Origin of the sequence: Fonticella tunisiensis (genome assembly GCF_004364155.1) — a bacterium.
GTDB lineage: Bacteria > Bacillota > Clostridia > Clostridiales > Caloramatoraceae > Fonticella > Fonticella tunisiensis.
In genome coordinates this window covers 52,025-66,749 of sequence record NZ_SOAZ01000007.1, presented here as the reverse complement: position 1 = coordinate 66,749, position 14,725 = coordinate 52,025, and the positions used below count along the sequence as shown (strand labels likewise).

The 14,725-nt window shown below is 37.1% G+C and carries 10 protein-coding genes; 7 read left to right on the top strand and 3 right to left on the bottom strand.

Annotated elements, in window-relative coordinates; translation table 11 throughout:
* Positions 1–86: 86 nt before the first annotated feature.
* Positions 87–1,868: a glycoside hydrolase family 3 protein gene (locus EDD71_RS05765; protein WP_133627801.1), complete on the bottom strand. Its 1,782-nt coding sequence runs from the start codon at positions 1,866–1,868 to the stop codon at positions 87–89.
* 340 nt (positions 1,869–2,208) lie between these two features.
* Between EDD71_RS05765 and nagE the strand changes: the two genes are divergently transcribed.
* Positions 2,209–3,597, top strand: a complete 1,389-nt coding sequence (gene nagE, locus EDD71_RS05760) for an N-acetylglucosamine-specific PTS transporter subunit IIBC (protein ID WP_133627800.1) — start codon at positions 2,209–2,211, stop codon at positions 3,595–3,597.
* Between the two features lie 345 nt (positions 3,598–3,942).
* A complete protein-coding gene (locus EDD71_RS05755; RefSeq protein WP_133627799.1) occupies positions 3,943–5,205 on the top strand; it encodes an aminotransferase class I/II-fold pyridoxal phosphate-dependent enzyme in 1,263 nt (420 codons plus the stop codon).
* A gap of 639 nt (positions 5,206–5,844) precedes the next feature.
* Here EDD71_RS05755 and EDD71_RS05750 read toward each other — a convergent pair.
* A complete protein-coding gene (locus EDD71_RS05750; protein ID WP_133627798.1) occupies positions 5,845–6,258 on the bottom strand; it encodes a putative ABC transporter permease in 414 nt (137 codons plus the stop codon).
* Positions 6,259–6,580: 322 nt separating this feature from the next.
* Between EDD71_RS05750 and nudC the strand changes: the two genes are divergently transcribed.
* The 4 genes from nudC to EDD71_RS05730 all read left to right on the top strand — a co-directional run bounded on the left by nudC (position 6,581) and on the right by EDD71_RS05730 (position 10,270).
* Complete coding sequence (nudC, locus tag EDD71_RS05745; RefSeq protein WP_133627797.1) at positions 6,581–7,417, top strand: NAD(+) diphosphatase; 837 nt, start codon at positions 6,581–6,583, stop codon at positions 7,415–7,417.
* Positions 7,418–7,526: 109 nt separating this feature from the next.
* Positions 7,527–8,543, top strand: coding sequence for a DUF7309 domain-containing protein (locus tag EDD71_RS05740; RefSeq protein WP_133627796.1), 1,017 nt, complete (start codon positions 7,527–7,529; stop codon positions 8,541–8,543).
* 86 nt (positions 8,544–8,629) lie between these two features.
* The gene (locus tag EDD71_RS05735) at positions 8,630–9,388 is read left to right on the top strand and encodes a VCBS repeat-containing protein (protein WP_133627795.1); all 759 of its coding nucleotides are present in this window, start codon (positions 8,630–8,632) and stop codon (positions 9,386–9,388) included.
* 213 nt (positions 9,389–9,601) lie between these two features.
* On the top strand, positions 9,602–10,270 hold the full coding sequence (locus tag EDD71_RS05730) for a hypothetical protein (RefSeq protein WP_133627794.1): 669 nt from the start codon (positions 9,602–9,604) through the stop codon (positions 10,268–10,270).
* A gap of 174 nt (positions 10,271–10,444) precedes the next feature.
* Here the strand turns inward: EDD71_RS05730 and EDD71_RS05725 are convergent, their stop codons facing one another.
* Complete coding sequence (locus EDD71_RS05725) at positions 10,445–12,760, bottom strand: YhgE/Pip domain-containing protein (protein WP_133627793.1); 2,316 nt, start codon at positions 12,758–12,760, stop codon at positions 10,445–10,447.
* A 380-nt stretch (positions 12,761–13,140) separates the two neighbouring features.
* On the opposite strand from EDD71_RS05725, the gene EDD71_RS05720 reads away from it, so the two are divergent.
* Positions 13,141–14,718 carry a spore germination protein gene (locus tag EDD71_RS05720; protein WP_133627792.1) on the top strand — a complete coding sequence of 526 codons (1,578 nt, stop codon included), beginning with the start codon at positions 13,141–13,143 and terminating at the stop codon, positions 14,716–14,718.
* Positions 14,719–14,725 lie beyond the last annotated feature (7 nt).

The following is a 14,725-nucleotide window of genomic DNA, read 5'->3' as shown; positions in this document are numbered from 1 at the left end:
AACTTAATAAGATACGTATAATTTTTGATACATAATTACACGCTAAATCAAATTTTATATAACACTAATGAGGCAGAATAATAAAATCAATAGCTAAGCCCATGGCCATATTGATATAATCCAGGTATTGTTACAGGAAGCTTTCCAACTGGATTTATCTCACCGATTAACGCTCTTTGAAGGGCCCTTGTGGAAATTGCCCTGTTACCATAGGTGGCAATGTACCCATTTACTTCAGGGAACGCTAAAATGTCATATGGATTTCTCATGGCTGCTATAATTACTTTCTTTCCACTGTTAAGAAGTGACTTAACAAGATCTTGCTGGCCTTTGTTGGTATTTGCTGTGTAAGTTGTAACGATTACTACATCATAAGCTGTGGCATTAGACACCGCTGTAGCGATTTGAGAAGGAGTAGGGGTTGTGCCGGTGCTGAAATAACTGCTTGTAAATCCAGCGCTGGAGAGCAAACCTGAAAGCAATACTGGATTTCCAAGGGATGGCCCGGTGACAAATACCTTTGTTTCCTTCTTTAGAGGAAGTAGACCGTTTTCATTTTTTATTAATGTAATGCTTTTATTTGTTATCTCCTCTGCAATCCTTAAATTCCCCTCTGTGCCTATATTTGAAGTCTCCTTTGAATCTGAGTAAGGATTTGTAAAAAGACCTCTTTTCATTTTAACTCTTAAAATTCTAAATACTGATTCATCCAGGCGTTTTTCAGATATTTCACCACCCTTAACAGCATTTAGGACTGCGTTATAAGCAAAATCGACATCTGGAGGGTTAAGCAGTATATCGGCACCGGCTTTAAAGGCTTCAACGGGAACCCTTTCTGGAGATACGACATTTGCCCCAGACATTCCGAGGCTGTCTGTGATTATAACGCCATCAAAGCCAAGCTTATTTCGTAATAAATCCGTTAATATAGGTTTTGAAAGTGTGGCAGGTAGTCCTGAATTATCAAGTGCTGGGACTACAATATGTGCTGTCATTATTGCATCTACTCCGGCTGCTATAGCATCCTTAAAGGGTTTTAAATCTATATTGTTGAGTGTATTTAGGTCATGATTAATAATTGGAAGGCCATAATGGGAATCTACATTTGTATCGCCATGTCCCGGGAAGTGCTTTACTGTAGCAATCACATTTTGATCCTGGAAACCTTTAACCTGAGATACTCCTAATTCTGAAACTAAATCCGGGTTTTCTGAATAGGAGCGCACACCGATTACAGGATTTTCATAATTAATATTGACATCCAGTGTAGGTGCCAGATCCATATTGATTCCCAGAGCTTTAAGCTCCTTACCCATAATCTGCCCACTCTTGTATGCATATTCCGATGAACGTGTTGCACCTAATGCCATATTACCTGGAAAAACAGTTGCAGGTTCTGTTACTCTTGCAACTATTCCACCTTCCTGATCCGTTGCTATAAGTAGAGGTATTGGCATTCTCTGCTGCATTGCGATTTTCTGAATTCCATTTGAAAGAGCATTTACCTGGGATACATCAACGGGAGTTCCTATGTTATCTGTCCAATTGAAGTAGATAATCCCGCCAATATGATATTTCTCAATTACCTCCTTAAAGTTTTTGCCTCCTCGTTTTGCTGCGATGTTTATTTGTTCATAGTTTGGATCTGTTGGAGTTTTTCCATAAACATGAATCATGAAGAGCTGACCTACCTTCTCTTCAAGGGTCATATGTTGAATTTTACTTTGAATCCAGCCTCTTTGGGCCTTTTCATCCTGCCATCCGGGCTTTACAGGGTCTGTTGGGTTAGCTTTGATATGGAGTCCAGGGAGAATTAGCAGTAACGATAAAAGAATTGAGAGAGTTTTGAAAAAATAGTCTTTTCTCATGATGAGAGAACCTCCTTAAAATATTACTCAGTAATAGGTATGCTTGAGAAGGAATTCTGTATTACAATTCATTTTGTATATTGAAAATTTTTAAACATTAATGCTTGTTTGAAGAGTTCATTTTATTCAATTGCTGTAATAATGTTTAAAGCATTTTCATATATATTAAATAAAAACGTAAATTTCAAACATATTAATAGGTTATCGGTGTGTATCTTAAGCGGGAAAAAGTTTAAGGGGTAACCTTTTAGCTCTTTTTGTTTTCTAAAATATTTTATGTTGGTAGTTAAAAATCTGATAGAAATATCAGATAAAAAATTTAATTTTTAGGAGGGGTTCTATGAACAACAAGTTTTTATCTCAACTTCAAAGGTTGGGAAAAGCACTTATGACTCCAGTTGCGGTTCTCCCTGCTGCAGCTTTGCTTTTAAGGCTTGGGGCTGACGACGTATTTAATATTAAATGGATGTTTGCTGCAGGAGACGCAATCTTTGGCAACCTTGCACTCCTGTTTGCCATCGGTATTGCAATAGGCTTTGCCGATGAGAACAATGGGGTAGCAGGACTTGCTGCAGCAGTAGGCTACTTTGTTTTAACAAAGGTAGCAGGTACATTCAATGAAAAGATTAACATGGGTGTATTGGCAGGTATCATAGTAGGTGTTTTATCAGGTTATTTATATAACAAATATAAGAGCATCAGGGTTCCAGATTTTCTTGGATTCTTTGGAGGAAAACGATTTGTTCCAATCATCACGTCCTTCTATACACTTATAATAGGAGTACTTGCTGGATATATATGGCCTCTCATTCAAAATGGAATTAGCTCATTTGGGAATGCCATTGCCAATTCAGGGGCAGCAGGTGCAGGACTATTTGGATTTCTAAACAGGCTTTTAATCCCATTTGGCCTTCATCATGTAATTAACTCATTTGTATGGTTCCAGTTTGGTGAATTTACAAACGCTGCAGGTAAGGTTGTAACTGGAGACCTTACAAGGTTCTTTGCAAAGGACCCAACGGCTGGAATATTCATGACTGGTTTCTTCCCGATAATGATGTTTGCACTTCCGGCAGCCTGCATTGCTATGATTTCAGCCGCCAGGAAGGAACAGAGAAAAGCAGTTGCAGGTATGCTCCTTGGCGTTGCATTTACGTCATTTTTAACAGGTATTACTGAACCTATAGAATTTACATTCATGTTCCTTGCACCAGTTCTCTATCTTTCACATGCAGTATTGACAGGCATATCGCTTGCGTTAACAACAGCCCTTGGAATCAGATTGGGATTTGGATTTTCAGCGGGATTCATTGATTATATTCTAAGTTTCGGCATTGCAAGCAAACCGATACTTATGATTCTAATAGGTTTGATATTTGCTGTTATTTACTATTTCCTCTTCCTTTATGTAATTAAGAAATTTGATCTTCCAACTCCAGGAAGGATGGAGGAGGAATCTGCAGCGCTTTCAGGTCTTAGAAATGAGGAACTTAAGGAGAGAGCAGCACAAATTCTAGAAGCTGTTGGTGGAACGGAAAATATAAGTGTAATAGATGCATGTGTGACAAGAATAAGACTTACTGCAAAGGATGCCTCAAAGGTTAATGAGTTAAGGCTTAAGGAGCTTGGAGCAACAGGAATTCTAAAAATGGGTTCAAACAACTTCCAGATAGTCGTTGGTACAGTTGCAGATCCCCTTGTAACACATATTAAGGCCCTTATGAAGTAAAATATATAAAGTTGATTGCCTTTTTATTAAGATTTAAGATTAAAAGATGGTGTCTTTTAAGCAATTGGGACACCATCTTTTTATTACCTCAATTAAAGGCATAATCTATTTCAATAATATAAAAATAGAGAAATAAAAAGGTTTATTTGTTAAACGTTTACAAAACATTATATGTTGTAGTAAAATATAAAATATGCTAAAAGGCACGGCTGTAGTTTAAATATAATATTTAATTGCATTAAAGCTATGGTGGTAATCTTATTTATGTATTAACGGAGCCGGAACTGAGGTTTTAAATGTAACAAGCACTGGGGTTAAAAAGTTTTATAAAGGAGAGGGTTAAGTATGATGGATTCAACAAAATATACACTTGCAGATTTTTTGAATAAGGGAGATGAAGGTATTGATAAGCTTTGCCGCAAGTTTTATGAGTATTACGAGGACACATACAGGCTTAAGCATCTAAATTACAAAAGAGTAAGCACAAGCGGCTCAGGGCCAGTAATAAAGGTTATTGACCCGTGGACCAAACAGGAAAAGGAAATGATATATTTTGCATCTAACGATTATTTAAACCTTACCAAACATCCAAGAACAATTGAAGCAGGTATAAATGCCATTAAAAAGTATGGCACAGGTGCAGGAAGTGTGCCTCTTCTTGGGGGAACACTGGATTTACACACAGAATTAGAAAAGAAAATAGCAAAGTTTAAGGGGTGCGAATCAGCTATTATATTTACAAACGGTTTTGGTTCAAATGCAGGTGCTGTATCTGCCCTGTTAGGAGAAGGCGGAGTTGCAATACTCGATATGTTAGTGCATGCAAGTGTCATTGATGGATGTAAAGGAAAAAATGTTGAGTTTTTTAGACACAACAATATGGATTCTCTGGAGAAGGTTTTAAAAAAGGTAAAGGATAAATACAGAACAAAGATTGTTATAGTTGATGGGGTATATTCTATGGATGGAGATATTGCCCATCTGGATAAGATCGTGGAGCTTGCCCATGCCTATGGAGCTCTGGTGATGGTGGATGAGGCCCATGCTACAGGGGTTATAGGTAAAAATGGAAGAGGAACTCCCGAGCATTTTAACATCGAAGGAAAAGTGGATATAGTTGCAGGTACCTTTAGCAAGGCAGTTGGAGTAGTTGGAGGATTTATAGCCAGCACTAAGGAGATAATTACATATTTATCTTTTTATGCAAGATCCTACATGTTTTCTACTGCACAGACACCACAATCTACGGCATCCATAATTGAGGCTTTGAACGTAATTGAAGAGGAGCCGGAACTTAGGGAAAAGCTGTGGGACAATATAAGGTATTTCAAGTCAGGGCTGCTTCGTATTGGCGTTGATATCGGAAATTCTGAGACAGCCATTTTTCCAATTATAATCGGGGATGATTTGAAAGTGAAGAATATGTGCAGGGATTTGCATGATGCTGGAATATATGTTAACCCTGTTTTGTATCCCGCAGTTTCAAGGAGGCTATCAAGAATAAGAATAAGCTTAATGGCTACACATGAGAAGGAGCATTTGGACAGGGCCCTGAACGTTATTGAGGATTTAGCAAAGAAGTATTCAATTATCAAAGATAGAATTTAAGTGAATAACTTCTATAAAGACTAATTACAGTGTGAACATTTTAAGCTCTGATTCTGTAAAACACACAGAACCGGAGCTTATTACTTAATTACTTAATGTTTAAATAAAAAATCCTGATTTTAAATTAACGTGTTGTGCTACTCTGAAAAGCCCGTTGGAATAAAAGCAGATAAATTTACAGGTCGACGCTGCGATAAAAAATATATTTCATTCACCAGCACGCTTTGCAAAGAAGTTCTAAGGCTCGGGATTTGAAAATCAAGAACTTTCGTTAAACTCGCCCAGCTCAAACAAACGAAAGTTCTAGGATTTTTCTGCATCCCTTCGCCAAGAACTTCTAGTTGCCCGCTTTATGTGAATTTCATATATTTTTTATCTCCGCTTAGTTCTTGAACTGGAACGACAGATTAATTTAGAAACTGTTTTCATAATATTGTGGTGAATTTTGTTTCATACGGAGCTAGTTTTATTTTCAAAAGACGCTGTGATAAAAATATATTGCTCTCACAACTACGCTTGCGCAAAGAAGTTCTAAGGCTCGGGATTTGAAAATGTGAAATTCATATATTTTTTATCTTAGCTTGTTTGTAAAGGAACTGACACAACAAGTTAAATTAAAAAGCTGGGTGTTGCAGGAACTTATATTCTTCTTAAATACTGCATGGAAATCAATGCGTCGTGAAACTTTTCAAAAAGCAGCCCAGTAACAAACCATGCCGGTGCATAATCCAGCCTTATAAGACCGTTTACAGAAAAGGGGGTGCCGCTGTAATCCCAGGGGCAGGCCCCAAGTAATTCTCTCAGAAGGGCGCCGGTTGAGTATTCAATAATCAAAATTATTATGGTGTAGACACCTCCCCTTATGAAAACCGGCAAATTCCGTACTCTATCATGAACAGGTTCCAGACAAATCCCAAGCCCATATATTGGAAACATCCATAGATAAGTATATCCCGTTAAGTTTATATCCCCACTTAGAAGGGAGCCGAGCCCTGTCCATAATATTTCAATGCACCAGCCTGCAAATCCATATGCTAAAAATCTCACTATCATATATATATATTTTCTACAAATATGGAAGGAATATTTATGAAGATGAATTTTTTAACTAAAATGTATTTTTATTATTGTGTTGTTTTCATGAAGGATAAGTCTGATATAATAGTTATTATAAGATTATTACTATATACTAAGGGAAACATTTTGAATAGTTTTTGAACTTAGTCCATGTCATGAATTTGGAAGTATCGATATCCAGAGAGTTTTTCTCGAGAAAAGGGGTAACTTTTAAAGAAGATGGTAGAATAGATATGAAAAAATTTTGTAGTACAGGGAATGATTCCCATAAGAATATTTAATACGAGGGGGAGTTTTTATGATTGAAAGCGGCGATTACTTAAGATTTGTACCTGGTTTTAATCCTGATTTAAATAAAAATAGTGAAGACATGTGGTTTATTTTAAATGGAGATAAGATACTTGTTAAAATTATAGATAGTAAAGTAGTGTTTCCAAATTACGAAGATGTTTGTAAGCTTAATATTGAGTATACAGAAAGTGAGTATATTGGAACCTTCGATAGTATAAAATGCTTTGCGGCAGATGCATCAGGAGGAAATGCTGAATATGGAAAATTTGTATTTAAGGAACCAAGATTTCTTTTAAGTATATTAGATCAGCAAACTTTCTCGGTATGCAGCAGGGCAATGCAGATAATAAACTGGGATAGAACACATAAATACTGCGGAAGGTGCGGCAGCCTGAATGAAAGAAAATCCGATGAAAGGGCAAAAATATGCCCAAACTGTGGGTTTACTACATACCCCAGCATCTCCCCAGCGATAATAGTGGCAATTGTCAAGGATGATCAGATATTGCTTGCCCACAATAGAAATTTTTCTTCAAACATGTACAGCGTAATAGCTGGATTTTTGGAATACGGCGAAGTGTTTGAAGACTGTGTAAGAAGGGAAGTTGCAGAGGAAGTGGGAATAAGAGTTAAAAATATAAAATACTTTGGAAGTCAGCCATGGCCCTTTCCAAATTCCTTTATGGTTGCCTTTACAGCAGAATATGACGGCGGAGAAATTGAAGTAGATGGAGTTGAAATAAGCGATGCAGGATGGTATAGGGCAGATGAACTTCCCTGCATACCTGCTAAAGGAAGTGCTGCAAGGAAGCTAATTGATTGGTTTGTTGAAAACTATAGTTAGGTTATGAAACCCTTCAATAACCAGCACATCACGTTAATTTAACATGGTATAATCTATTTGCTAAATGTAAATAATGGTAAATATAATAAAAATGGAAGGATGAGTTAACATGGATATTCCTAAGGTATTAAGCGATGAGTGGAGAAAGTTGTATGATGCAGCAATGGAATTTAAAACTTTAAAGCCCTGGAACTGGATGAGCAGTGCCGATCTATTTGCTGTTAAAAACCCTGAAGATGGGGAGGTTGCTTACTGCTCCATAATGGGGGAACTTGGGCAGGTATATGCCCTTGCTGCATATATTGGTTCCGAGGGACTGGATAGCTATTTAGCAATTCAGAGCGGGATGTACGAAGGAAACCCGGAGGCCATGCATGTGCAAAAGTGCCTCATGGCATCCTTTGAAAACAGGGAATACCTTGATAAACAGGATTTAAAGGTAATAAAGGATATTGGATATAAATTTAGAGGTAAAAATGAATGGCCAGCATTTAGAACCTTTGAGCCGGGATACTTCCCATGGTTTTTAAACTCCTATCAGGTAAGATTCTTGACGGTTATACTTCATCAGGCGATGGAAGTTGCACTGGAGTGTAAAGACAATCCGCATTTTCTTATGAATAATGAAACAGAGTGTTTAATTAGAGTGCCTGAAGAAAATAATGGAAATTTAACTTGGAAAAATGAAATCATAGAGTTAAAGGTTGAAGGAAAACCTGTGATGGTTCCAATATATGATAACGAAATTAAATTAAAGAGATTAAAGAAACAGGCAAAATCAAAACAAGGTTTGTGGGCAGTGGATTGGTTTTACTCCCCTCAACCTGTGGCAGAAGGTGACAGGCCATATTACCCCGCTGTTGTCGTTGTAATTGAAGGCCAAACAGGCCAGGTTATAGGTTTTGACATATCAACAAAGGACGAATATTTGGAAAAGATACAGGACAAATTTATAGAGACAATGGAAAATTTAAAGATTATTCCAAAAACAATATACGTTGAAAAGCAGGATGTACTTTTAGCCCTTGAGGATATAACAAAACCCCTTAATATTGAAGTAATTCTTACAGATGACACAGATCTGTTCAATGATGTGAAATACGGCATGTATGAATTCTTTTTGTAATGTGAAACCTCTGCCATATTAGTAAGCCCATATTTTAAGATGCAGCATATTATATAAGTATAGGATGTTATTTGAAGGTGGAATATATGCACTATCCTTTCCACAACCTCAGGCAGATGATGTATTTTAATGGGAGAGGTTACTATATACTTGACTTTAAGCAGGGAGATATAAATGGAGACGGGATAATTGAAGATGTTTACATTGTAGGGGACAAACCTTACGGTGAGGAAAGCGCATTTTCGAATAACATAGCAATTGCATTGTACGATACCAAAACCAATGCCTATATCAAAATACCTCTAAATATAAATGCAGGCTATAGACCAACCCTTTTTCTTGGAGATTTTACAGGGGATAAGGTTGATGACATTTTAATAAGCATAGACTCCGGAGGAAGTGGTGGATTTACTTTCAACTATGTATTTTCCTTTCTAAATAACAGGTGGGAGAAACTCTTTGACTTTGAAAAATTTAATGAAGAGTATAAGTATAATGTAATATACAGGGATTACTATAAGGTAGATATCGTAAGTAAAAATCTAAATAAGAAATACACGATAGACATATCCTGTCATGAAAGAAAGAATCTTGCAGAGAGTTATAACGAAAATGGCAGGCTAAAAGCCCCCTTTGTGGGATGGGTGCTTTCTATTGGGGGATTGTATCCGATTGATATTCAGAGGGATGAAGTATATGAACTTATTGCAGTACAAAGGGTTATAGGAAGATCTAATGCGGATACATTGGGGTTTGTTGAGACATATTTAAGGTGGAATAAAGGAGAGTTTGCTCCATTCAACCAGTTTGTAGCGGTTTTGGGAAGCAAAATTCATTTTAAGTAAAATAATATCATTAATTGACAAAATCATATACCTATGAAAAAGTAGATAAATTATGAAATAGCATTAAGATATTAAAACATTTTTGACATTATACTCAACATAGGGCTTCTTTTTGATGTAATATTACTATTTTTACCATTTATATTCTAACTGTAAACACGTCTATAATTAAAGATATATAAATATCTTTATATATGGAACAGGAGGAATAATATGGTTAAAATTTATTTAAAATTTGATCAGGATATTCCTCAATATGCTTGTAGTTCATGCAGCAATTGCAGCAGCGTTTTTGGAAAGAGTCTTTGCAGCATAAAGGATAGAGGATGCTGTTGGTATTTTCCAAAGTTTACACTTCATGATATTCATAAAATGACAAAAAGTGAAGAAGGATTGAAGATACTTGACAAAATACTTACCCTTCCTGAGGTAAAGGTTTATAACTATTATATTCATGCAAAAGGTTATTTTGATGAAATAGGCTATAAAAAGTATATGGAAAGCAGGCAGTCGAACCAGTATGCTGTGCAAGATAAGTCCATTTTCTTTAGAGCATGCCCATTTATCAAACCAGGTTCAGGCTGCACTTTACCAGTAAAATATAGAAGCTATGTATGTAATTTTTATATTTGTGATGAAATACTTAGTGAGGCTTGTAAATATGATGGGTTTGAGGCTTACCTAAAGGAGCGATCCAGCTATGTAAAATGGGTTGAATGGGAAAACCGCTCACTTGAACACTTGCTTGAAGAGAGGGGATTAAATCTTGTAAACAACTTCCATGAAATTATCGGCGTTCTTAAGGATATACCGCTGGATAATTATGAATTTCCTCAATTAAAACCTATAGAAATAATAGCTGAATATAATCTTGGTGCATAGTATAGGATAGTTATATAAGAAATTTTAATACATAAATAAAGGTGCCGGGCACGGCCAAAGGGAGAAAAAATATCCATGCTGTTTTCATGTAAAATTAACATGTTTTATTTTGACGTTTAACAATAAACATATAAAGGGTGACTTCTTCAATAGGAGTCACCCTTTAAAATATCATTATGCGGCAAGCCTGTCTTCTATAGATTTATTTATCGCTTCACCTTTTCTTATGAAAATAATATTTATAACCATAAACACCAATCCAAAGAGCATTGTAATTACCGAGTCCTTAACTATTATTGAGGCATTTAATGTACTAGCAAAGAGTATTTCCCTTATTGCCTCAACGGCATAGGTAAATGGCAGATAGGGACTTATATTCTGGAAGAATTGGGGCAGAGTTTCTATTGGGAAGGTACCTGCATCTGAACAAAGCTGTAGAACCAGAAGTATTACGGCTATTCCTTCCCCGGCCAGCCCAAACAGGCTTATGAAGCAGTATATTATGGAATCAAAGGACAGGGCCATTAACATCAGGAAGGCAAAAAGTAGCGGTAAATTTGAGGGCTTTATCCCGAGTAATAAAACTATTCCTCCCAATAAAACAGCTTGTATAATACCTATAAGAGCATAGAGGATATATTTTCCAATTGTTAATTGCAGGTTGTTTAAGGTTTTATAGTTTTCGTTTTTAATTTTAATTATAAGAAGCATAAACACTGCACCCAACCACAAGGATATGGGGAGAAAATATGGCGCAAGGCCTGAACCGTAGTTATCTACAGGGTTTACATTAGTTTCGGATACCTTTACGGGATTTCCTATAAATTCTCCCAGGTCCTTGCTTGAGGACTTAATATTGTTCTCAACATTCTTTACCCCATCCTTTAAACCGTAATTAAGCTCCTTTATACCATCCCTCAGAGTGCTTATGCCCCGGGTAAGATCCTGCGAACCCTGAGACAACTGCCCTACCCCTGAGGCTAAAGAGGGCATTTTGGAGGTTAATTCATGGATACCTTTACTTAAGATGGATGAGCCGGTATATAAACTGTTTGATGCGTCTAACAGGGAGAACATATTCTCATTTAGACTGTCTAACCCGGATGCTAACCTTGAGGCCCCCTGCGAAAGAGTACCAATACCAGAGGCAAGTTTGTTAACACCATCTACATATTGGTTAACTCCAAAGGTATATGGTAAAATGCCCTTTACTTTTAAATCCTTAAGCCCTGCATAATAGGTTGATACTGCAGAGTCAGCCCTGTTCATATCAAGCTGGTTTGATAAATTTGAAGTTCCCTTAATCAAATCATCTAACTCATTTTGAAGGTCCTTTATCTTATCGTCACTATTGCTGTTTGATATATTTTGCATGACTGATAAAAAAGCCTGCATATTTGGATCAGCCATAGCTTGGGCTCCGCCGGGAGATTTTAAATATAACTGCAGATACTTCTGAGCCTCATCCAGGGCAGCTTGAGTCTGGACAACTGATGAAATCAGAGAGTTTACTCCCGCTTGAACCTGAAGCGCTCCAGCATTTAAATTATCTGCTTCGTACTTAAGACCCTGGGACAGCTGTAAGTATCCAGGAAGTAAATTATTTTCATAGTTATTGATTAAAGCAGAGCCTCCATCTTTTAAGCTTTTTGCCTTTTCAACAAGATGGGTGGCTCCTTCATTTGTGGACGATAACCCTTCATTAAGGGAATCGGCCCCACTATGAAGCTGATCAATTGCATCCGATAAGGCAGGAAGCTTTAAATTGAACTCATTTAACCCTTTATTTAAGCTGTCTGCTCCTTCAGAGAGGGATGAAGTGCCACTTTGAAGGCCAGGAACCTGGCTCTCAAAATCTTTTAATCCCTTTGAGAGAGTCTCAATTCCATTATGAAGCGTATTACTTCCCTCTAGAAGCTTGTCACTTCCAGAGGATGCATCCTTTAAACCATCTTTCAGGTCATTTATGGTGCTAAAAGCAATCTCTCCGTACTGTTTTGATATACTTTCCCTTACTTCCTTTAATATCTGATCTTTAATACTGTCTGAAATCTTAGTTCCTATATAATTCTTCTTATTGTTTGAATAATAATTAATGGAAGGATATACTACATTTCCATCCTTGGCACTAACAATCCTTTTGGAAAAATCCTCTGGTATCTCAATGACGGCAAAATATTTGCCATTTTCAAGACCAGCCTGGGCGGTTTTACTGTCTACAAATTCGAAGCCAATATCCTGCCTTTCTTTAAGTTTATCAATAATGTCTTTACCGAAGTTTTCAGTTTTATCCTCCATGACAGCACCTTTATCCATATTGACCACAGCTATGTGGTAGTCTTTAAGATTTCCGTATGGGTCCCAATAGGCCTTTAAATATAGAAAACTATATAATAACGGAATTGCTATTATAGCAACTATGGCCACTATTTTAATTTTGTTATTCCATAATGTTTTAAGCTCATCCTTGGGAATTTGAAGTAGCGTCATAAAAATTCCTCCTTATTCTAAACTGACTGGTCAGTATACAAAATTTATACAATATTTTAGAGGGTTTTTCAAGGGGACTGTACGAAAAATAGAAGTTATCAAATTGTATTAAAGCAAAAATAAATTCGACAGCAAAAAGTAGAGCCGCTGGATTTACCTTGAATCCTGGAATAACGGAAAATAATAGATTATATTACTCCTCGGCAATGTGGAGAGAGGGGATTGAAAATCAACATAAAAATTCTGCTTTTTATATCTGATATATTACATATGTCCAATCTGAAGCATGTACTTTTTCAGAGATTTCCAGATCACTTATTTTTGAATAAATATCAAAGTATCAGTAAAAACTATAAAAAACAAATGCAGGTGTTTTTATTATGAGTTATAAAAAGCTTTCTTATAAGAAAAAACAGCCTAATTCGAATCAAAAAAATGAAGTTATAAAAAGTTCGGGTAATTCATTAACTCAGGATCTTAAGGAAAACCTGGAGAGAATCCAGGAAACCCTTGGTAATAGCTCGGATATCGTTGTCAGGGAATTTTATGCGGGGAAATACGGTCAGATGCACATAGGCATCGTTTATGTTGATGGTCTAATAGATAAAAACATTGTGCAAAGATTTATACTTGAAGCCCTGATGTTGAATTTAAGAGAAGCGGAGCTGGATTCGACTGTATTTTTGCAGGAAAATGAACTTCAAGTATTAAAAAAGGCAGTTCTTCCAGCTGGCGAGGTTAAGGAAATCGTGGATTTTAATGAACTTTTCCTCCATCTGCTATCGGGAGATACCATTGTGATTATAAATGGAGTTTCGCGTGGGATGGCCATTGGCACGAAGGGATGGACCGATCGCGGAATCGAGGAACCAGGCTCAGAAAGTGTGGTAAGGGGTCCAAGGGACGGTTTTACAGAAACATTAAGAACTAACACGGCGCTTTTAAGAAGAAGAATAAGGGATCCTAACTTCTGGATAGAAACAAGGAGATTAGGACGTAGAACAAAAACAGACGTTTCTATTGCATATATAAAGGGAGTTGCCAGTGACAGGGTAGTTCAGGAAGTACACAGGCGCCTGGACAGCATTGACATAGATGCAGTACTGGAAAGCGGATATATTGAAGAGTTTGTTCAAGATGCACCCTATAGCCTCTTTCCTACGATATATAACACAGAACGTCCGGATAAGGTTGTATCGGCAATACTTGAGGGCCGCGTTGCGATTTTAGTGGATGGCACTCCCTTCGTTTTGTTGGTTCCCGTTGTCTTCATACAGTTTTTTCAGGCATCTGAGGACTACTATCATCGTTTTGATATAAGCACCCTAATCCGTCTATTGAGATTTATGTGTTTTTTTCTTGCTTTGCTGGTACCTTCTTTTTATGTTGCAGCTACAACCTTTCATCAGGAAATGATACCTACCACCCTTTTGGTAAGCATAGCTGCCCAGAGGGAGGGGGTGCCATTTCCTGCAGCCGTAGAAGCTTTGCTTATGGAGATCTCCTTTGAAATATTGCGTGAGGCAGGAATAAGGCTTCCAAGGGCCGTTGGATCGGCTATTTCCATTGTAGGGGCACTGGTTCTTGGAGAAGCGGCGGTTAGGGCGGGAATTGTTTCACCTGCTATGGTTATCGTTGTTTCTGTTACTGCAATTAGCAACTTTGTTTCTCCGGCCTTCAATATGGCGATGTCAATAAGAATTCTCAGATTTTTGTTTTTGATATTAGCTTCAACATTTGGATTATTTGGAATTGTCCTTGGTTTAATCGCAATGGTTCTTCATCTATGCGGCCTTAGCTCCTTTGGAGTGCCTTATATGTCTCCAATGGCTCCTTTAATAATGCAGGATCAAAAGGATGCAATGGTTCGTCTGCCTCGCTTTGGGGTTTTCAAGCGTCCTAACTTTATTAGAGGCAATGATGCTGTACGAGGGAGAAATCCTGGGAATAGAAAGTAGAAATGAT